The organism is Porcipelethomonas sp., from assembly GCF_051893655.1.
Taxonomy (GTDB): Bacteria; Bacillota; Clostridia; order Oscillospirales; family Ruminococcaceae; genus Porcipelethomonas.
Genome location: NZ_JBJFHN010000020.1, coordinates 1 through 21,218, shown reverse-complemented (window position 1 = coordinate 21,218; position 21,218 = coordinate 1). Strand labels below are relative to the sequence as shown.

Sequence of the window (21,218 nt, the reverse complement as noted above, 5' to 3'; positions counted from 1 at the left end):
AAACGGAGCATTCCAGTTAATAGTAACTTCGTTAGTTGACCATGCTTCGATTGAGTCAACATAGCATCTTTCTGACGGATTATCAGCATCACCAGGAACAAATCCAAGAGCACGAACATATGGATCCTGGAGACCTGCGTTAGGACCACCTGACATTACACCATCTGGAGCCATTGGCAATGTCTTATCCAGTTCATAAGACCAATATCTGTGGTGAGGTCTTGAAACATGATATGAACCATAACCTGTTACATATGATACTGAAAGTGGGTTACGACCTAACAGATAGTCCATAGCAGTTGTTACACCGTTCATATATTTAGCATCTTCAGTAATATCATATGCATATGCCATTACCATTGCATTGTTGATAGCAAATGAGTTTGAACCCCATTCAAAACCATCAATAACAAGATCTTCAGGAAGGTTTACAGGATCAGTATACTTAGTACCCTCATAAGGAATACCATAACCCTGTTCATCTTCCTTATCTATATACAGATCAGCAGCTGCTGTAAGTGATTCAGTAATGGATGTCTTATTTGCATCAGTAAGGCTTGTAAGCTTTGAATTATCTTCATTCAGATAAAGTGTAAGTGAACCGCATGAAGCAGTATTACCCCAGTTGAATGAGCCGAATGAACCCTTGTTTTCGCCGCCTTCAAGATATGAAACAACCTTGAATGCATCTGAATAACTGCTGAGATCTGTATAGTATTCAGCATCGCCTGTTGTAGCATAAAGTTCACAAGCTGCCCAGTAAGCGTCATCCTTAACGTTTGTATCACCGTAAGCACCACCACCGATAGCCTGATCAAGAGGAGCGTACAGAGACTTTGCATTTGAAGCTTCAGCATCAGTATATTCATAGAAATACTTCTTATATGCTTCATAGCTTGTCTTTGCAGCTTCAAGATATTTAGCAGCCTTAGCGGAATCATATGGTTCCCAAAGACGTGCAGCCTGTGCAGCACATGCAACGAAGTTCAATGTAGCTGCGAACGTAGGAGGTTTAACAATTCTTACTGTTCCCCATTCAGACTCATAGTCATAAGGTCTTGTAGCAAGACCGGTCCACTTGTGGTCATGAAGTTTATGATAAACAAGACCTGCATATTTACCCCATGTAGGTTCATCAGACTGAACAACCATTTTCATCATCCAGTCAAGTTCAACAGCTGCTTCATCAAGAATGTCAGGAACATTGTTTCCTGTTTCAGGAACAACTACAGTACCTGAACCATCAGCAAACTTTTCAGCATTATCCTGAGCTACTGCTCTTTCATACATATTCTGAAGAGTCCAAACAGAAATACCACCGTTTACAACATACTTACCGTGGTCACCAGCATCGTACCAACCGCCTGTTGCAGTAATGTCAGAAGATCTATATGTACCTGTTGCTTCTGATTTGCTTGAGTATGTCTGAACCCACTGTGTCTGAACAGCAGCTGTATCTGTCTTATGACCGCCTACATGAGCCAGTGAAGACTTATCACCAGATGTGATATATGCTTCTTCAATATCAATACCTGAACGGTTCTGATAATAATAGTTCAAAGCATTTGTCAGCATATTGTGGCTTGTATCAGTATAAATATCATTGCCGATATTGAATGAGAATGACTGCCATTCACCAACTTCAATGTGATATCTGCCTGGCTGATCTAATTCAGTAAAGTCAATTGTATGAACATTATCGCCTGAATCTCTGTCTTTACCCTTAGGAGTTGTCTGTCCTGTTAAAGCAACTTCATTGGTTTCATCATTAATTACTTTGAATTCATAAGATGAATCGCTCAAATCAATTGTTGAAGCATTATGAGTTATATCACCCTTATTGTCACCAAGAGTAGCAACCTTTGAAAGATTTGTATAATAACCTATCTGGTTTACAGAAATGAAGTTATTATCAAGACCACTGTCGTCACGTCTCATAACGCCCAATGTTGTTAAATCGTCCTGATCCCTGTCATCCTGGCTGCCTGTTGTATCAACGATAGACATGTTATCAAACCAGATTTCGTCACCAGCCTTGGAGTTTTCACCTGATCCGGTTGTTGAACCGCCAACAGCATAATGGAATGCCCATTCAACACCTTCAAGATCCTTTGTACAATTAAATGTCGATGTAAAGGTCTGCATAGATGTTGTAAGTTCAACAGCTTTTGCATTATCCCATGATCCGCCCATAGCCGGACCCTGTCCGCCGGATACCCAGTATTCCTCGTCACCTTTGATGTTACCGATCTTTGTGTATACCAGTACGCCCTGACGATTAGCCTTTGCAGACCATGTGATTGTATACTTGTGACCGGACTTAAAGTTAAGGTTTCTGTGTCTTGTCTGAAGATCCCATCTGTCGCCGTCACCGCCCTTAGGGTTTATGATAGTAACATGGAACATACCGTTATCAAGATCAAAAGACTGCTTTGCAGGGTTTGTTTCACATGTGTGCCATGGAAGTGCCTTGTAATCAAATGTTGATTCACCAAGTATCTCTCCTGCGGAAACAGTCATAGGAGCGACTGTAGCAACAGTCGTTGTCAGCATTGCAGCAGCCATAACGCTTGCTGTAATTGCCTTTGTAAATTTGTTATGCATCGCATACCCTCCCTAAAAATTTAAAACAAAACTTATTCATGCGATTTCTCGCATTTCTTTGAACTACCGGCATCTGCCGGCATAAATTTGACAAGTTTCAATAAACTCATCAATTCCGAAATTATATGGCACATATATAAATTTATCACAAACTGCACCATAAATTTTCAAGATTATTATAATACATTTACACAATATTGTAAATAGTTTTTTGTAAAATTTGTCATGTTGAATGAATTTAAGGAAAATTAATTGTGAATTTTCACCAAAGCAAAAAGCGGACATTAAGTCCGCTTTAATATGCACTATTTAATTTTCAAGCATTCTGGTTACAGTTTCCTTTACTATTCCAGGATTTGCCTTACCCTTTGATGCTTTCATGCATTGTCCTACAAGATAGCCCAGAGCATTTGTTTTGCCGTTTTTATAATCATTTATTGATTTTTCATTATTAGCAAAAACTTCCTTTACAAGATTTTCGATGAAATCCGTATCAGAATTCTGTGCAAGTCCTTTTGCATCAATAACAGCGTCAATTTCTCCGCCATTTTTCATAATTTCATCAAAAACTGTTTTTCCGGCAGAATTGGAAATAACCCCCTTGTCAATTCTTGCAATAAGTGTGCAAAGCTTTTCGGCTGTCAGATTTGTCTGTGATATTGCCTTACCAGTTTCGTTAACATATTTTGATATATCACTTAATATCCAGTTGCTGACATTTTTAGGTTTACATACCTTAAGACTGTTGCACTTATCAAATAGTGCAGACTTTTCCATGTCTTCAGCAATCAGTGTTGCATCCATCTGAGAAAGTCCCAGATCATTTACATACCTTTTAATTTTTGCATTAGGCAGTTCCGGAATTGATTCTTTAAGTGCCTGAACCTTTTCCTCGTCAACAACGATAGTAAGCAAATCAGGTTCCGGAAAATATCTGTAATCCTGTGCATCCTCTTTGGATCTCATAGGGAAGCTCATGCCTTTTGCATCGTCCCATCTTCTTGTTTCCTGAATTACCTTTTCACCTTTTTCAAGAAGTTCGATCTGTCTTTTGGCTTCATACTCAATTCCTCTTACAGCCGCACTGAAACTGTTAACATTTTTCATTTCCGATCTTGTTCCGAATTTGTCTGAGCCCTTTTCCATAACAGATACGTTAACATCGCATCTTATAGAACCTTCCTGCATTTTACAGTCAGAAATACCAATATACTGCAAAATTGATTTTATAGTTTCAAGATATGCCTTAGCTTCTGCGGAACTTCTGATATCCGGTTCTGAAACTATTTCGATGAGCGGCACTCCGCACCTGTTCAGGTCAACCAGTGAACCTGCAAATGATTCTTCATGAAGGAGCTTGCCTGCATCTTCTTCGATATGAATTCTTGTAATGCGAACGGTTTTCATTTTTCCGTCAACCATAAATTCAAGACTGCCGTGTTCACAGAGAGGCACATCAGCCTGAGAGATCTGATAAGCCTTAGGAAGGTCAGGATAGAAATAATTTTTTCTGTCCTGTCTGCATACATTATTTATAGTACAGTTAAGAGCATGTCCCATTTTTATTGCATACTCCACAACTTTTTCATTAAGAGTCGGAAGTGTTCCCGGCATTCCCATACATATCGGGCATACCTGAGTATTTACTTCCAGTCCGAATGCGTTTTTGCAGTCGCAGAAAATTTTTGATTCAGTATTTAACTCTGCGTGGACTTCAAGACCTACAACCATTTCATAATCTTTCATTGCTATTCCTCCTTAAAGTGACTTTGACAGAACGTCAAATCCGCCGCAGATTTTTTCATAAGTATAAGCTGTATTCAAAAGAGTCTGTTCGCTGAATTTATTGCCAATAAGCTGAAGTCCCATAGGCATTCCAAAGCTGTCCTTTCCGCATGGCAGGCTTATTGCAGGAAGTCCGGCGATATTTACTGTTACTGTGCAGACATCATTATAATACATCTTTATAGGATCACCGATATTTTCACCGATTTTAAATGCAGAAGCAGGAACAGTCGGAGTAGCAATTACATCGCACTGTTCAAATGCGTCAGAAAACTCCTGTGAAATACGGTTTTGTATTTTCTTGGCTTTTTTATAGTAAGCGTCAAAATATCCGGAGCTTAAAACAAACGTACCCAGCATAATTCTGCGCTTTACCTCATCACCAAAACCTTCGCTTCTGGTCTTTTCGTACATATCAGTAAGTCCGTCATAATCAGCTGCTCTGTAGCCGTACTTAACTCCGTCAAATCTTGCAAGGTTTGAAGAAGCCTCAGCGGATGCAATTATATAATAGGTATTTATTGCATATTCTGTACTTGGCAGTGAAATTTCCTTAATAACAGCTCCCTGAGCTTCAAGCTCCTTAACAGCTTTCATTACGGCATCCTTTACCTGAGCATCTATTCCCTCACCAAAATATTCCTTAGGAATACCGATTTTCAGTCCCTTTGCATTTTCCTGAAGAGCAGCCGCAAAGTCCGGGTATTCTCTGTTTTTAGATGTAGCATCATACCTGTCATGACCGCAGATAAGACTCTGAAGCATTGCCACGTCCTTCACAGATTTTCCCAGAGGGCCTATCTGATCAAGTGAAGAAGCGAAAGCTACCAGACCATATCTTGAAACGCTTCCGTAGGTCGGCTTCATGCCTACTATTCCGCACAGTGCTGCCGGCTGACGGATAGAACCGCCTGTATCGGAACCGAGTGTCAGAATTGCTTCACCGGACGCTATTGCCGCAGCAGAACCGCCTGAAGATCCTCCCGGAACGCATTCAGTATTATGAGGATTTCTTGTAAGATGCATGTATGAAGTTTCAGTAGAAGAACCCATTGCAAACTCATCCATGTTCATTTTACCAAGAACAGTCATTCCAGCAGCATGAATTTTATTCATTACTGTTGCATCAAAAGGCGGAACATAATTTTCCAGCATTTTTGAAGAACAAGTTGTTTTAATTCCCTTTGTGGAAATATTATCCTTGATTCCTATAGGAATTCCTGCTAGAGGGTGCAGATTCTCTCCTGCTGCAATAGCCTTGTCGATATTCATGGCGTTTTCTCTTGCGGATTCTTCAGCTACTGTTACATAAGCTCCGATTTTTCCTTCAGTTTCATTTATTCTTGACAGTACATCATCGCAAAGCTCCAAAGCACTGCATTCTTTATTTTTTAGCATTTCTGACAGCTCTGCGGCTGTTTTTTCATATAATCTCATTTTTCACAAACTCCTTATTCAACAGTTTTAGGAACAACCAGACATCCTGCCTGTACTTCAGGAGCATTGGCAAGCAGCTCCTCACGTCTGAATTTATCTGTTACCGCTTTGTCTTCTCTGAGCGTCATTGATTCATCAGGATTAAGATCAACATCCCCGTCAACCTCCGGAAGCTTGTCCACCATATTCACAATGGCTTCCATATCCTTTTCAAACTTTTCAAGCTTTTCGTCTTCAATTTTCAGACGTGACAGCTTTGCGATATGTTTAATATCAATTTTCATATTTACCACCCTTTTATTTAAGTTTATTAATAAGCTCTTCTTCGCTTATAATTTCAATTCCCAGTTCCTGTGCCTTTAAAAGCTTGCTTCCGGCATCCTCTCCGGCAACTACAAAATCAGTTTTCTTTGAAACGCCCGAAGAAACCTTTCCGCCGTACTGTTCTATCATAGCCTGAGCTTCTTTTCTTTTTAAGGTAGGAAGCGTTCCGGTCAGCACAAAAGTTTTCCCTTCAAATCTTCCGTCTCCGGAAGATGCGGCAGACTTGTAAACCATATTGATTCCATATTCACGAAGCCTTTTGACAAGTTCCTGTCTGTGAGGTTCTTCAAAAGCCCTGACTACATTTTCAGCCATAATACTGCCAAATCCGTCAATACTTGAAATTTCATCCTGTCCGGCATTCATAATTGAATCAATATCACCGAACTTTTCACACAATAGCTTTGCAGCTTTTGCACCTATATTTCTTATGCCCAAAGCGAAAATAAGTCTGTCAAGATTATTTTGCTTTGAATTTTCAATCGCTTTTAAAAGATTTTTGGCAGACTTTTCAGCAAACCTGTCAAGAGAAGCCAGCTGTTCATATTCCAGACAATACAGATCAGCAACCGAATGTATCAGTTCTTTTTCAAGAAGAACTGATATAATTGCAGGTCCCAGACCGTCAATATTCATAGCGTCCTTTGATGCAAAGTGAATAATATTTTTCAGAAGCTGTGCCGGACAATCAGTATTCGGACATCTTAAAACGCTTTCGTCTTCATATCGCACTGCACTCGTTCCGCACACAGGACATTTTTCCGGCAGTAAAAAAGGAACAGAATTTTCACTATGCGAAACTGACCGGATAACCTCCGGAATAATTTCTCCAGCCTTTCTTACCAGAATAATATCCCCTGTTCTTATATCCTTTTCACTGATAAACTGCTGATTATGCAAAACAGCTCTTGAAACACTTGTACCTGCAAGACTTACAGGTTCAAATACCGCAACAGGAGTAATGGCACCTGTACGCCCTACATTCACTTCAATATCAAGAAGCCTGGTTTCCTTTTCCTCCGGGGGAAACTTATAAGCCACTGCCCATTTCGGAACCTTTGCTGTCGCCCCCATTATTTCTCTTTGTCGGAAATCATTAACCTTTATGACGACACCGTCAATATCAAAAGAATAATCACTGCGGTTTTCACCGATCTTCTCTATCTCATCCTTAACTTCTTCAAAAGTATGGCATTCCACATAACTTGGGATCACTTTAAACCCCAGATTTTTCATATAATCCAGAGAATCCTTATGATTTGTAATTTCCTCACCCTGAAGCTGCTGTAAATTGAACACAAAAATATCAAGCTTTCTGCCGGCAGTTATTTTTGAATTTTTCTGTCTTAGCGATCCGGCTGCTGCATTCCTTGGATTTTTAAACGGCTGCTCATCGTTAAGCTCCTGCTGTTCTACCAGCTGTGCAAAACTTTTTCTGGGCATGTAAACCTCTCCTCTTACTTCTATAAAGGGAACAGCACTGCTAAGCTTCAGCGGCACTGATTTTATAGTTTTAAGATTACTTGTAACATCCTCACCGATAAACCCGTTTCCCCTTGTAGAGCCAATCGTCATTTCGCCGTTTGAATATTCAAGAGATACAGACAATCCATCTATCTTCGGTTCAACAATAAATACAGGATCATCAAGTTGTTCATTACAGCGGTTTATAAAATCTGCAACTTCTTCAAAGGAAAATACATCCTGAAGGCTTCCCATCTGAACCTTATGCTCAACCTTTTCAAAAGTGTTAAGTGCCTCTCCGCCCACACGTTTTGTAGGTGAATTTTCCAAAGCAAATTCCGGATATGCATTTTCAAGCTTTTTCAGTTCCTGCATCATCATATCATATTCATAGTCTGATATTTCAGGATTATCAAGAACATAATAGTTTCTGCTGTGCCTTTCGATTTCTTCCGAAAGACGTTTGATTTTTTCAGATATTTCAGAATCCTTCATATAAATCTCCATTTTCCTGTTACAATAAATAATCCAGAGCATATTCACATATATCCGGCGTAAAAATTACACGCAGACTTTTATATGAATGCTTTTTAATTATACCACAATCGTGCAATCATTTCAACTTATTTTTTACATCATATCAATTCTTATATTATGACGAATAATGTTGCTAAAACAAAAAAAATATGATATAATGAAATGAATGTTTATTATATTACTGTTTAATTTCCTCTCAGATACACAAATAAAAATCTGCTTTCTGCGTATCTGAATTGTTTTGACATGATTCTGGAGGGACGTATGAAAATCAAGAATTTCAAAAAGATTTTAGGCAGAAATTTTCTTATAATACTGATTCTTTTATTGCAGGCAGCTTTTGTAGCAGTATGCTTTTTCAAGCTTTATGAATACTCAAATTATATATATGGCGCACAGACTATTCTATCCTTTCTTCTTGTATGCTATGTCATTAACAAAAAAGAAACCAATCCGGCATATAAGCTTTCATGGAGTCTGCTTATCATGCTTATTCCGATCTTTGGTGCATTTATGTATATTTTCTTTCATTCCCAGCTTGGAACGATGTTCTTCAGGGAATCAAAAAATCAGATGATAAAAGTAACCAGTCCTCTTATTCCACAGGATGAAGAAGTTATAAACGAACTTAAAAATGACAGTATGTGTACAGCACACATGGCAAAGTATGTTAAAGATTACGGCGGATATCCTGTTTATAAAAATACTCAGGTAGAATATTACAGTATTGGTGAAGAAAAATATGCTTCTATGATTGAAGAACTGGAAAAAGCTAAACATTTTATTTTTCTGGAATATTTTATTATAAATAATGGAAAAATGTGGGATACCATTCTTAAAATACTTGAACGCAAAGCAGAAGAAGGCGTTGAAGTAAGGCTTCTTTATGACGGTATGCTGAATCAGTTTCAGCTTCCTGATTATTATAATAAATACATCGAAACAAAAGGTATTCAGTGCCGGGTTTTTAATGCATTCAGACCGTTTCTGTCAACTGTACAGAATAACCGTGACCACCGGAAAATCCTCGTAATTGACGGTGTTACCGCCTTTAACGGAGGTATAAATCTTGCTGATGAATATATCAATGAAAAGGAACGTTTCGGACACTGGAAAGACACAGCAGTAATGATTAAAGGCGAAGCAGTATGGAGCTTTACAATGATGTTCCTTCAGATGTGGGAATGGAAAAGCAAGCAGATAAGCGACTTTGGAAAATATAAAGCAGACGCTTCTGCTTTTGCAGATCTTCCTGAAAGTCCGGGATTTGTAATGCCTTACGGAGACACACCTACAAACAATGAAGAAGTGGGAAAATTTGTATACATGAACATTATTAATAATGCAAAAAAATATGTATATATTACAACACCATACCTTATCATTGACAATGAACTTATAACAGCTTTAGGATATGCAGCAAAAAGTGGAGTAGACATAAAAATAATAGTACCACATATTGCCGATAAATGGTATGTTAATATACTTGGATGGAATTACTATGAAGAATTGATAAGACTGGGTGTCAAAATTTATGAATATATGCCCGGATTCATACATGCCAAAAATTTTGTATCTGACGATACAACAGCAGTTGTCGGTACTATTAATATGGATTACAGAAGTCTGTACCTTCATTTTGAATGTGCTACCATGATGTATAAAACCACATCTGTATCAGAAATCAAAACAGATTTTCTTGATACACTAGCAAGGTGCAGACAAATTACTCTTGAGGACTGTAAAAAACGTCCTCTGATCAAAAGGCTTGCCGGCGGACTGCTGAGAATCATTGCTCCGCTTCTTTAAAAGCTGACATTACAGAAATGCATCAGCATTTCTGTTTTTATAAAAATAAATTTTGAAAGGATTTTAATATGAGCGAATGTACACATGACTGTTCTTCATGCGGTCAGAACTGTAGTGAAAGAAGCATGGAAAGCATGCTTGAAAAACCTCACGCACAAAGCAGAATTAAAAAGGTTATCGGAATTGTAAGCGGAAAAGGCGGAGTAGGAAAATCTATTGTTTCTTCTATTCTGGCTGTCAACATGAACAGAAAGGGTTTTAAAACTGCTGTTCTGGATGCAGATATTACAGGACCTTCCATACCAAAAGCCTTTGGAATCAAAGAAAAAGCAACAGGTTCAGAAGACGGAATATTTCCTGCGGAAAGCAAAACAGGAATAAATGTAATTTCTGTAAATCTCATGCTGGAAAATGATACAGACCCTGTCATCTGGAGAGGACCTGTCATTGCCGGAGTTGTAAAGCAATTCTGGACAGATGTTATCTGGGGCGATGTTGACTATATGTTTGTAGATATGCCACCGGGAACGGGAGATGTTCCGCTGACTGTTTTTCAGTCCATTCCTGTTGACGGAATAATTGTTGTAACTTCTCCTCAGGAGCTTGTTTCAATGATTGTTGCAAAAGCTGTAAAAATGGCTGAAATGATGAATATTCCTGTTATAGGTATTGTTGAAAACATGAGCTATGTTCAATGTCCTGACTGCGGCAAAAAAATAAATATTTTCGGTGAAAGCAAACTTGAAGAAACTGCAAATGAATATAATCTCAAAGTGCTGGGCAGACTTCCTATTGAACCGAAACTTGCCGCTGCGTGTGATAAGGGAATGATTGAGCTTTATGACGGAAACTGGCTTGATGAAGCTTCAGATATAATAGAAAAATTCTGATAAAAAGCCCAACCAAAAGTATAAACAGAATCTGCGTAAATTATTTGAGGGAAACCCTTTTTAATAAGGATTTCCCTCAAATTTTCTAATTATATTCCTTGTCAAAAACAATTACTGTATAATAATTTCTTTCTTCTTTTTCAAGAAGTTCATCAATTTGTTCTTTTAGCTGATCATTTGTATACTTACAATCATATGGAACAACCAGGTCAAAAATGAGATTAGTATGAGATTCTCCATAAACTATTCTGAAGTCATGCATATTAAGTTCCGGATCAATTGAACGTATAATATTATTCACAAGATCCCTCATTTCATTTGTCAGCTTATCATCAGTTTCTATAGGATCCATGTGTATAGTCATCATAACATTCAAATCATTATGTATATCCCTTTCAATCCTGTCTATTATATCATGTGCATCAACAAAGTTTTCGTTACTTTTTACTTCTACATGACAGCTGCCTATCATATTTCCGGGACCGTAATTATGAATCAGAAGATCATGTATCCCAATAATTTTATCATTCTTCAGAACATATTCCTTTATTTTATTTACAAGTTCTGAATCTGCAGGTTTACCCAAAAGTTCATCTACTGTATCCCTGACAATATCATAACCTGATTTTAAAATAAACAATGAAACTATTATTCCCATTACACCGTCAACAGGCAGGTCTGTAAACAGTGAAGCAACAAGAGCTACAAGCGTAGCTGACGTAGCAATAACATCACTTTTACTGTCTTTGGCAGTAGCAAATAAAACTGTGGAATTTATTTTTTTTCCAAGCTTATTATTAAAAAATGCCATCCAGAATTTAACTGCTATAGAAAAAACAAGAGAAATCAAAACTGCCAGACTGAATTTCAGTTCAACAGGATTCATTATTTTCAAAACTGAATTTTTTAAAAGTTCCAGTCCCACAAATATTACAAATACTGCAATTGTCAAAGCTGTAAGATATTCCATTCTTCCATGACCGAACGGATGATCACGGTCAGCAGGCTTTGAAGCTATCTTATACCCTAAGAGTGTTACAAGACAGCTTGCACAGTCTGAAAGATTGTTAAAAGCGTCTGAAACAATTGATATTGAGTGTGCCAGAGTTCCTGCTGTATATTTAATAACAAATAATACTATGTTGCATATTATTCCGGTACAGCTGCTAAGTGTTCCATATTTCTGACGAACAACAGGATCATCAACATTATCATAATCTTTTATAAATTTTTTTATAAGAAAATTTATCATATTTTCACCTCATTGTCTTATATAATATTAAATTTTATATTCTTTCAGTATTTTGTATGACCTATAATAATCCGGATACACAGAAACAAGTGTATCATAAAAGGCTTTGGAATGATTTTGATGAATAAAATGTGCGTATTCATGAAAAAATACACCATAAATGCACTCTGACGGATATTCCATAAGCCGTAAATTCATGGAAATTTTTCCTCTTACTGCATTACAGCTTCCCCATCTTGTTTTCATTTCCTTAATAGTAACCAAAGCACATGGAACTTTAAATCCTTTTTTTAAAAATTCATTATATGTATATTCATTTATTTCCCTGAAAATAATCATAGCTTTACTCAGGTACCACTTTTTGAGCAAAATTCTTATACTGTCAGCATTGAATGTACTGGTGCAGATTTTAAATTCTTTTTCATCAAAAACTACCTGTTCACTGATATCCGGGATAATTTTAACAGGATAAATATTACCCAGATATGATACCTTTTTAATATTCTGTCTTTCAGAATCCTTTAATGATTCCTGATTTATCTTTTTTAATGCATTAACAATAAACTGTTCTTTTTTGTTAATCAGATTTTTAATATATTCCTTTGAAATACTTTTTGAAGCAGATATATATATGCCTTCCGATTTAATTCTGATATTAATATTTTTTACTTTTTTTCGCTGGATAAAGCATTTAATACTTTTATCATTAAATGTAACTACAAAGCTTTCCATAAATGTCCTTTCGGATTTTACAAATGTTTATTACAGAATAAAATCCTCCCGATAACGGGAGGACTTCATTTATTATAAGGTAATTACTGAACCTTATATGCGTCAATCATCTTTTTAACCATCTGGCCCCCGATTGAACCAGCTTCTCTTGCAGTCAGGTCACCGTTATAACCCTGCTTAAGATTAACTCCTACTTCACTTGCTGCTTCCATTTTAAAACGTTCGAGAGCTTCCTTGCCCTTCTGAGTAAATTCGCCTTTCATATTTGAATCTCCTTTTATATTTTATTGATGCCGCACTAATATTATAAGCTTTTATCAATTTTATATAACAGGTAATTTTTAGACAAATTCAAAAAAAATTATTACTTCCAGGTTGCAACTATTACAATACTTTCACCAGAAAGAAGCGGAGGGAATACTGTCGAATCACCAGGCTGATAAATCTGATCTTCATACTGCCAGCCAGCAAATGTCTTAGTCCCATTTTCATATTCACATTCAGGGAATATGAATTCTTCACCGTATGTAGCAGTCAGTGTATATTTATCCGAGCTGTTTCCATTATTTGCAGAAATTCTTATACTATATGTAGCCGGTTTCCAGACTGCGGTAAAAGTAACATCAGATTCCGGCACCACATAACTTGAAATTGTTCCGTAAATAAGACCGTCATAGTCACAAAGCCAGCCTGAAATCTTATATCCTTTACGGGAAAACCTTGATGATTCCGCCAAAGTTATGGTAGATCCTTCAGTAGCATTAAAAGAAGCAGTCTTCTGTCCGATAATATCATCATAATCCCCGGCATAATATTGTATAATGTTTGAATTATACCAGAAAGGAGTAAATACCACATCATTATCAGGAACTACAAATGTTTCATTTGTAGAATACACTTTTCCGTCATAAACCCAGCCGCTGTGATAATATCCGTCTTTTATAAGACCAGAAGGTGCAACCTTTATTATTGAACCGCTTGTACATTCATATGTATCCAATACTGACAAATCAGAATATGTCGATGTATCACATCCTTCTGTATCATATGATATACTGACTTTTTTGGATACCGTTGCTTTTTTCTTAAGCAAAAAGTTAAGCATGGTGTTATAATCTGACATAGTATACTCACCGTCAGCATTCATAAGGCTGCGTCTTATATTTATCAGGTCAAAAACCGTAGGGATATTATTATAAACATACTGTTCCTCAGCAGATACAGGAACCGTCAATAAAGTACAGCATAATACAGCAGCTGAAATCAAGCAGCTTAATGATTTTTTTATAAATTTCATCTATCTATCTCCATTATTTAAATTGATTCTGTTTTTCATTATATTTATATCCAATAGAATTCAGTTTATCTTCAATATATTTTTTATCAATATTTGCATCATCGCATAAATCATCCAATGATTTATACATATCTCTGAGTTTAGTATTAATAACACTCAGAAGAATAACAGGATCTTCAGGAAGTTTCATTTTTATCAAAATCCTTTCAAATATACTATAATGCATTAAAACAGCTATAAACTTTCCTATTTCATTAATATAACTTATTTTTTCTGAAATGTCAATACATTATGAAAAAAATATGACAAATCATTTATGAATAATATGCAGCATATTATTTTCATTGAAACTCTTTGTATTATATATCCATTTTTTCCGAGGTTTCAGAATAAAAAAGTCCTCTCATTCATAAGAACCAGAAGACTTTTCTCAATATTTCATTTATATTTATGTATAGCTTATTCAATCATTCAAAATATGAAAGCAGAGTATCCTCCGCTTTTTTATTGTCATTTGTACACAGCCAGTAAACATAATCCCCCTTAGTTTTCACCTCTGAATCACAGAGTTTTTCATACTGTTCCTCAACATAATCCTTAAAAACGCCTTCCTGACTTTTCTTTCTTTCTTCAACAGCTTTTCTTACTTTATCAGTATCTTTAGCCTTGATAAGACATATTTCATCTGCGTCTCCTCCTGAACCTGCCCACCATACAGAATATTCAGAATAATCATCAGTGCTTACAGCATATCTGAACTGAAAATTATCTTCACTTACCTCTACCATTTCAGGAAATTCCACACCACAGTCCATAACAGCTCCGGTAATTTCCTTAAGTGGCTTTGATGCTTCTGCTTTTTTTGAGTTTCCTTCGCAGCCTGTTGCAGACAGTATAACACATACGGTCAAAAGCCCTGCAGCAATTCTCTTTTTCATTTTGTTCATTATTATTTCCCCTTTATATATTATAAAAATTATTTGGCAACATGTGATAAAATATAATTCAGCATAATTTTATAGGTAGATTTTTCAAAATGCATTCCGTCATCAGCAGCATTTTCTTCCGGCAGTTTTCCATCATTACCTTTAAGTGCCGTATTTATATCTACATAATAAAGTTTTTTGCTGTCAGCCATTTTAAGTAATTCAGAATTGTATTTATCTATATCTGAATTTAAAATAGGTTCATCTTCTGCCGTTTCCCTTCCGGCAGTAACCGGCGGAATAGACAGAATATATATTTTTGAATCCGGGAGAGCTTTCTGAACACCGTCAACAAAATCTGAATAATATGATATCATGTCATTAAGCGAAAGCCACGATATTCCGTTGCTTCCGAGCATAATATAGATATTTTCAGGTTTTGCCTGTGTAAGTGCATCAAGAACTGTTATTTCGCCATAAGCCGTCTGAATAGTATCAGAATTTATTTTTTCGATATTCATTCCCACTTCTGCATAAACATTTTTAATGGGTACAAGCTGATAATCAGACAATCCAACAGTAATAGAATCTCCTACAAAAGCACATTTGCCAAAATATGTTTCCGTTAAAGGATCAGATGCCGGAACAGGATTGATTATCTCATCTGTTTTTTCAGTCTGCTCTGCTTCACTGCTGTCCGCTTCAGATACCTGAGATTCCCATAAAACATTTCCTTCCCCACTGTCATTGCCGCCGATATTCACTCCGGTCATGTAAATCAGAAAACACACTGCTGTAACCAGAATAAAAATAATAAAAATAACCTTAAATCTGAATCTGATTAAAGGTCCGTTTGTACTTTTGACATACATATATGATCTGCGCCGTTTTCCCGACATTTTTCTGCTCCTAAAAATTTATTTTTTCTACAATATTTTTCATTTTATCTCTATAAATTCCTCTAAAATTATTATAACTCAACAGTGAAATTTTTGCAATAGTTTTTCATAATTTAATCTGTATAATTATTGCAAAGTTTTCAAACATATAGTATAATATAATGAAAGCAGTTTGCAAAGAAATTTTAACCGGAGGAAATATTATATATGTGTGGATTTGTTGGATTTACCAATTTTATTGACAATTCTAATTTGGTACTGGAAAAAATGATGAATAAAATTATACACCGCGGTCCGGATTCAGGCGGAACGTATATTGATGAGGGGATCGCTCTGGGATTCAGGCGACTTAGTATCATCGACCTTGATCAGGGTGATCAGCCTATCCTGAATGAAGACGGTTCGAAGGTTCTGTTATTTAACGGTGAAATATATAATTATCAGGATATACGTGAAAAGCTTATTAAAGCAGGTCACAAGTTTAAAACTAACACTGACTCGGAAGTACTTCTTCATGGTTATGAAGAATATGGTAAAAAGCTTCTCAACATGCTCAGAGGCATGTTTGCATTTGTAATCTGGGATAAAGACACCAAAGAGCTTTTTGGTGCCAGAGATTTTTTTGGCATTAAACCCCTTTACTATTCTCTCTCCGGGGAAAGCTTTTTATTCGGTTCAGAAATAAAAAGCTTTCTTCCTCACCCTCATTTCAAAAAAATACTGAATGAAGATGCACTGGAAAACTATCTGACATTCCAGTACTCTCCGCAGAATGAAACATTTTTCAAAAATGTCTTCAAGCTTCCGGCTGCACATTGTTTCACATATAAAAATGGAAAACTTGACATTGAACGTTACTGGGAAATTAATTTTGAAGCAGATGAAAAGCCGGGTCTTGATGAATGGGTAAATAAAATTTCCGATACATTCCATGACTCTGTAAAAGCTCATAAAATTGCCGATGTTGAAGTAGGAAGTTTTCTGTCCAGCGGTGTTGATTCCAGCTATGTGGCAGCAGTGGCAGATGTTGACAAGACTTTTACTGTCGGTTTCGGGAATGATGAAAAGTACAATGAAATAGGCTGGGCAAAGGAATTTTCTAAAGCCATTGGCAAAGAAAACAACAGCAAGGTTATAACCCCTGAAGAATACTGGGGTTCTCTGGCAAAAATTCAGTATCACATGGATGAACCTCTTGCTGATCCGTCGGCTGTAGCACTTTATTTTGTTTGCAATCTGGCGTCCCAGAAGCTTAAGGTTGTTCTTTCAGGTGAGGGAGCTGATGAAATTTTCGGCGGATATAACGTATACAGCGATCCGGACGGAACAGTATATGACAAACTTCCAAGAGGTCTTAAAAGAGGTGTGGGAAAAATTGCCGGAAAGCTTCCTGCACACCGTGGAGTAAACTTCTTCATAAGAAAGGGAAAAGATGTAGAAGAAAGATTTATAGGCAACGCTTATATGTTCACGCCTGAGGAAAGAAAAAAGCTTCTTAAAATCAAAACCAATGCCCCTGACCCGACTGTAATAACAAAGCCGTTTTATGACAAAGTCAAGGGTAAAGACGATGTAACTAAAATGCAGTATCTGGATCTTCATCTGTGGATGACGGGTGATATTCTTCTTAAGGCAGACAAAATGAGTATGGCAAATTCTCTTGAACTTCGAGTTCCTTTCCTTGACAAGGAAGTTATGGCTCTGGCTGAAAAAATACCACGCAGATACAGAGTGACCCATAAGGAAAATACCGATTCCAATACAAAATACATCACAAAATACGCTATGCGCCTTGCTGCAAAGAAAGATACTCCTCCTCAGACTGCCAAAACTGCCGCCAAGAAAAAACTCGGCTTCCCTGTTCCTATCAGGGTATGGCTTAAAGAGGATAAGTATTATAATATCGTAAAGGAAAGCTTTACAGGAAACGCAGCACAGAAGTTTTTCAATACAGATCTGCTTGTAAAGCTTCTTGATGACCATAAAAATGGAAAAGCTGACAACAGCAGAAAAATCTGGACTATCTACGCTTTCCTTATCTGGTACGGCGTGTATTTTGAAGACTCTGAATTTGTGAAATAAAAATCTGAAAGGCATATTAAATAAATGGCAAGTAATGTAACTTATAAATACATCAAACAAAATCCTGATATAATGGAATACATCAGAAGAGCTGATCAGGCTCTTAAGGTTCAGGGATATACAGAGCATTCCTTTGCTCATGTAGAAATAGTGGCTCAGAATGCAAGTATGATCCTAACTGAACTGGGATATGACGAAAGAACAGTAGAACTCGCAAAAATAGCCGGAATAATGCACGATATCGGAAATGTAATAAACCGCATAGACCATGCTCAGAGCGGAGCTGTTATGGCTTTCAGACTGCTTGACAATATGAGCATGCCGGCTTCTGAAATATGCTCTATTATTTCTGCTATCGGAAACCACGATGAATCAACTGCTCAGCCTGTTGACGCTATTTCCGCCGCACTTATAATAGCAGATAAAACTGATGTCCGCAGAAGCCGTGTCAGAAACAATGATTTTCTTACATTTGATATTCATGACAGAGTAAACTATGCAGTTGAAAAATCCGCTTTATATTTTAATGAAAGTAAAACTGCAATAATCCTAGATCTTGCAATCGATACTGAAATTTCACCGGTAATTGAATATTTTGAAATATTTTTAAACCGCATGCTTTTATGCAAAAGAGCTTGCTCATATCTGGGACTTCAGTTTAAAATGATTGTCAATGGTTCATCTTTATTATAAAATTAAAATTTCAGGAGGTTAAAAATGATATCACCGCTGCCGCATCTGATAGACTTAAATGATTACCCGGTTTCCTGGTGGAACAAAATTATCAGTCTTGGTCAGGATATAAAAAATCATCCCCAGAGATACACTCATGCCTGTGACGGCAAAATTATGGCGACTCTTTTTTATGAGCCGTCTACACGTACCCAGATGTCTTTTCAGTCTGCAATGATAAGACTGGGTGGAAGTATAATAGGATTTGACAATCCGGCAACATCATCTGTTTCAAAGGGTGAAAATCTTAAGGATACTACAAAGATAGTAAGTAATTATGCGGATATACTCATTATCCGCCATCCGCTTCCGGGGGCTGCAAAAGCTGCTGCACTTACAGCTGACTGCTCTGTTATCAATGCCGGAGACGGAGGGCATCTTCACCCGACTCAGACCCTTACTGATCTTCTGACCCTTAAAGAAGAAAAAGGACGTCTTGACAATCTTAATATAGGACTGTGCGGTGATCTCGTAAACGGAAGAACAGTACATTCTCTCTGCAAAGCACTGTCTGCATATTCCGGAAATACTTTTGTTCTCATCTCAACTCCGGAACTCAGACTGCCTTCCTATATAAAGGATATAATTACTGCCAGCGGAAGCCGTTATACCGAGGTTTCTGCACTTGATGAAGTTATAAATGATCTTGACATGCTTTACATGACAAGAATTCAACAGGAACGCTTTGCAAGCAAGGAAGAATATCTTGCTCAGAAAGATACATATGTACTTGATTTAAAAAAGCTGAAAAAAAGCCGGTCTGATATGATTGTAATGCATCCGATGCCCAGAGTTGATGAAATTTCAATTGAGGTGGATAATGACCCCAGAGCTATTTATTTCAAACAGGCAAAATACGGAATGTATGTACGCATGGCACTTATTATGACCATGCTTGAAAACTCTTCCCCTACTCAGCTGCTTAAAGGCTCCGTGCATAATGACTGCCATTGCTCCAACCCTAAATGTATTACTAATACTGAACTTTATCTTCCAAAATCATTTACAGGATACGGTGACACAATAGAATGTGAATACTGCGATGAAAGACTGCTTTTAACTCATTAAAAATGAAAGAGGCAACGTATGCAAAAAAGATATATAATAGCTGAGCATATTACGGAAATCAATTCCTTATATGATTATGTTCATAATCAGTGCAAGGATTACTTATATATCGGCAATAAAAGCAGCGATATAATAATAAGCACTTCAGATTCTGATATAGAATGTGAACGCCAGAAATCACAGCAGGAAGATCTGGCAGAAGGAATTCCTGTAAGGGACTTTTCAAATGACTATCTGGAAAGTCTTTCAGTTTATCGTAAACTCGCAGAAAGTATTATCAAAGACGGATATTTTCTCTTTCACGGTTCAGCCGTTGCCTTAGACGGCAATGCATATCTGTTTGCTGCCAGTTCCGGAACCGGAAAGTCTACTCATACAAATCTATGGCTTAGATATTTCGGCAGCCGTGCAGAAATAATAAACGGTGACAAGCCTATTATTAAAATTACTTCTGACAATAAAGCTGTAATTTTTGGCACTCCCTGGTGCGGCAAGGAAAATTTAAACATTAATAAATCTGCTCCGCTTAAGGCAATCTGTATTTTAAAACGTGATACTGTAAATCATATAGAACCAATAAGTTTAAGTAAAGCATATCCTATGCTTTTACAGCAATGTTATCGTCCAAAAGACAGCGAAAAAATGTCTATGACCCTTTCATTGCTTGACAAACTGGAAAACAGTGTAAAATTATATTCTCTGGGATGCAATACCGATATTCAGGCTGCTGTAACTGCATATAACGGAATGAAATGAAATTTTGCTTAAATGTTAAATTAATGTAAAGAAAATATAAAATTATTGACTTGAAAGAAAGCCTATGATATAATAAACGCAAGTGTTTATTATACACTTCCTTCATAAGCCAAAAGAATAAAAAAAGAAAGGAGAATATTACTTTTCATAAAAGTAATAAATAAAAAATGGTATATATTTGCGGTCTGTTAATGGCATTGGCTGACAGCGTTCCCGGAGTATCCGGCGGCACAATTGCTTTTCTTCTGGGATTCTACGATGATTTCATCGGTTCGCTTGATGCCTTTGTTCCCAGCAATGGAGACAAACTCCAGAAAAAAGAAAAAAGAGTCAAAGCAATTAAATTCCTGATTCGCCTTGGAATAGGCTGGATTGTCGGATTTATTTCCGCAGTTTTAATTCTTACAAGTGTTTTTGAATCACATATTTATCAGGTAAGTTCACTGTTTCTTGGATTTATAATTTTTTCAATACCTATTATTATTATTGAAGAAAAAAAGGTTCTTGCAAAGAAATATTACAATCTTATATTTATGGCTGCCGGAATTGCACTGGTAGTTTTAATTACACTGTTAAATCCATCCGATGCTGCAAATACCGGCAGTGACACCGGAGTAAATTTCG

The 21,218-nt window shown here is 36.8% G+C and carries 19 protein-coding genes; 7 read left to right on the top strand and 12 right to left on the bottom strand.

Going from position 1 to position 21,218, the window contains the following annotated elements:
• The 5 genes from ACI4WO_RS00940 to ligA all read right to left on the bottom strand — a co-directional run.
• The coding region (locus ACI4WO_RS00940) for a glycoside hydrolase family 9 protein (RefSeq protein WP_439805684.1) at positions 1-2,604 on the bottom strand (2,604 nt) is incomplete at its 3' end.
• Positions 2,605-2,913: 309 nt separating this feature from the next.
• Positions 2,914-4,350 (bottom strand): Asp-tRNA(Asn)/Glu-tRNA(Gln) amidotransferase subunit GatB, encoded by a 1,437-nt coding sequence (gene gatB, locus ACI4WO_RS00935; protein ID WP_439805683.1) that lies wholly within the window; start codon positions 4,348-4,350, stop codon positions 2,914-2,916.
• Between the two features lie 12 nt (positions 4,351-4,362).
• Complete coding sequence (gene gatA, locus ACI4WO_RS00930; RefSeq protein ID WP_439805682.1) at positions 4,363-5,826, bottom strand: Asp-tRNA(Asn)/Glu-tRNA(Gln) amidotransferase subunit GatA; 1,464 nt, start codon at positions 5,824-5,826, stop codon at positions 4,363-4,365.
• 14 nt (positions 5,827-5,840) lie between these two features.
• Complete coding sequence (gene gatC / locus ACI4WO_RS00925; RefSeq protein WP_439805681.1) at positions 5,841-6,110, bottom strand: Asp-tRNA(Asn)/Glu-tRNA(Gln) amidotransferase subunit GatC; 270 nt, start codon at positions 6,108-6,110, stop codon at positions 5,841-5,843.
• 13 nt (positions 6,111-6,123) lie between these two features.
• On the bottom strand, positions 6,124-8,109 hold the full coding sequence (gene ligA, locus ACI4WO_RS00920; RefSeq protein ID WP_439805680.1) for an NAD-dependent DNA ligase LigA: 1,986 nt from the start codon (positions 8,107-8,109) through the stop codon (positions 6,124-6,126).
• A gap of 306 nt (positions 8,110-8,415) precedes the next feature.
• Here ligA and cls point away from each other — a divergent pair, with 306 nt between their 5' ends.
• Positions 8,416-9,960 carry a cardiolipin synthase gene (gene cls / locus ACI4WO_RS00915; protein ID WP_439805679.1) on the top strand — a complete coding sequence of 515 codons (1,545 nt, stop codon included), beginning with the start codon at positions 8,416-8,418 and terminating at the stop codon, positions 9,958-9,960.
• Between the two features lie 68 nt (positions 9,961-10,028).
• A complete protein-coding gene (locus tag ACI4WO_RS00910) occupies positions 10,029-10,850 on the top strand; it encodes a P-loop NTPase (protein ID WP_439805678.1) in 822 nt (273 codons plus the stop codon).
• An 85-nt stretch (positions 10,851-10,935) separates the two neighbouring features.
• On the opposite strand, the gene ACI4WO_RS00905 is transcribed toward ACI4WO_RS00910, so the two are convergent.
• The 7 genes from ACI4WO_RS00905 to ACI4WO_RS00875 form a co-directional block, all read right to left on the bottom strand.
• The gene (locus tag ACI4WO_RS00905) at positions 10,936-12,102 is read right to left on the bottom strand and encodes a cation diffusion facilitator family transporter (protein WP_439805677.1); all 1,167 of its coding nucleotides are present in this window, start codon (positions 12,100-12,102) and stop codon (positions 10,936-10,938) included.
• A 27-nt stretch (positions 12,103-12,129) separates the two neighbouring features.
• Positions 12,130-12,834, bottom strand: coding sequence for a M48 family metallopeptidase (locus ACI4WO_RS00900; RefSeq protein ID WP_439805676.1), 705 nt, complete (start codon positions 12,832-12,834; stop codon positions 12,130-12,132).
• An 83-nt stretch (positions 12,835-12,917) separates the two neighbouring features.
• On the bottom strand, positions 12,918-13,097 hold the full coding sequence (locus tag ACI4WO_RS00895) for an alpha/beta-type small acid-soluble spore protein (protein WP_439805675.1): 180 nt from the start codon (positions 13,095-13,097) through the stop codon (positions 12,918-12,920).
• 101 nt (positions 13,098-13,198) lie between these two features.
• Positions 13,199-14,131, bottom strand: coding sequence for an InlB B-repeat-containing protein (locus tag ACI4WO_RS00890; protein WP_439805674.1), 933 nt, complete (start codon positions 14,129-14,131; stop codon positions 13,199-13,201).
• 13 nt (positions 14,132-14,144) lie between these two features.
• On the bottom strand, positions 14,145-14,321 hold the full coding sequence (locus tag ACI4WO_RS00885) for a DUF4250 domain-containing protein (RefSeq protein WP_439805673.1): 177 nt from the start codon (positions 14,319-14,321) through the stop codon (positions 14,145-14,147).
• Between the two features lie 277 nt (positions 14,322-14,598).
• A complete protein-coding gene (locus tag ACI4WO_RS00880; RefSeq protein ID WP_439805672.1) occupies positions 14,599-15,078 on the bottom strand; it encodes a DUF4358 domain-containing protein in 480 nt (159 codons plus the stop codon).
• A gap of 29 nt (positions 15,079-15,107) precedes the next feature.
• Positions 15,108-15,956, bottom strand: a complete 849-nt coding sequence (locus tag ACI4WO_RS00875) for a GDSL-type esterase/lipase family protein (protein WP_439805671.1) — start codon at positions 15,954-15,956, stop codon at positions 15,108-15,110.
• 207 nt (positions 15,957-16,163) lie between these two features.
• Here ACI4WO_RS00875 and asnB point away from each other — a divergent pair, with 207 nt between their 5' ends.
• The 5 genes from asnB to ACI4WO_RS00850 form a co-directional block, all read left to right on the top strand.
• Entirely contained in the window at positions 16,164-18,038 is a 1,875-nt protein-coding gene (gene asnB, locus ACI4WO_RS00870; RefSeq protein ID WP_439805670.1) for an asparagine synthase (glutamine-hydrolyzing), read from the top strand.
• Positions 18,039-18,062: 24 nt separating this feature from the next.
• Positions 18,063-18,731, top strand: a complete 669-nt coding sequence (locus ACI4WO_RS00865; protein ID WP_439805669.1) for an HD domain-containing protein — start codon at positions 18,063-18,065, stop codon at positions 18,729-18,731.
• 24 nt (positions 18,732-18,755) lie between these two features.
• Positions 18,756-19,838: an aspartate carbamoyltransferase gene (pyrB, locus tag ACI4WO_RS00860; protein ID WP_439805668.1), complete on the top strand. Its 1,083-nt coding sequence runs from the start codon at positions 18,756-18,758 to the stop codon at positions 19,836-19,838.
• Between the two features lie 18 nt (positions 19,839-19,856).
• Positions 19,857-20,594, top strand: coding sequence for a hypothetical protein (locus ACI4WO_RS00855; protein WP_439805667.1), 738 nt, complete (start codon positions 19,857-19,859; stop codon positions 20,592-20,594).
• 191 nt (positions 20,595-20,785) lie between these two features.
• A partial coding sequence (locus ACI4WO_RS00850; protein ID WP_439805666.1) for an undecaprenyl phosphate translocase family protein occupies positions 20,786-21,218 on the top strand: 433 nt, incomplete at its 3' end.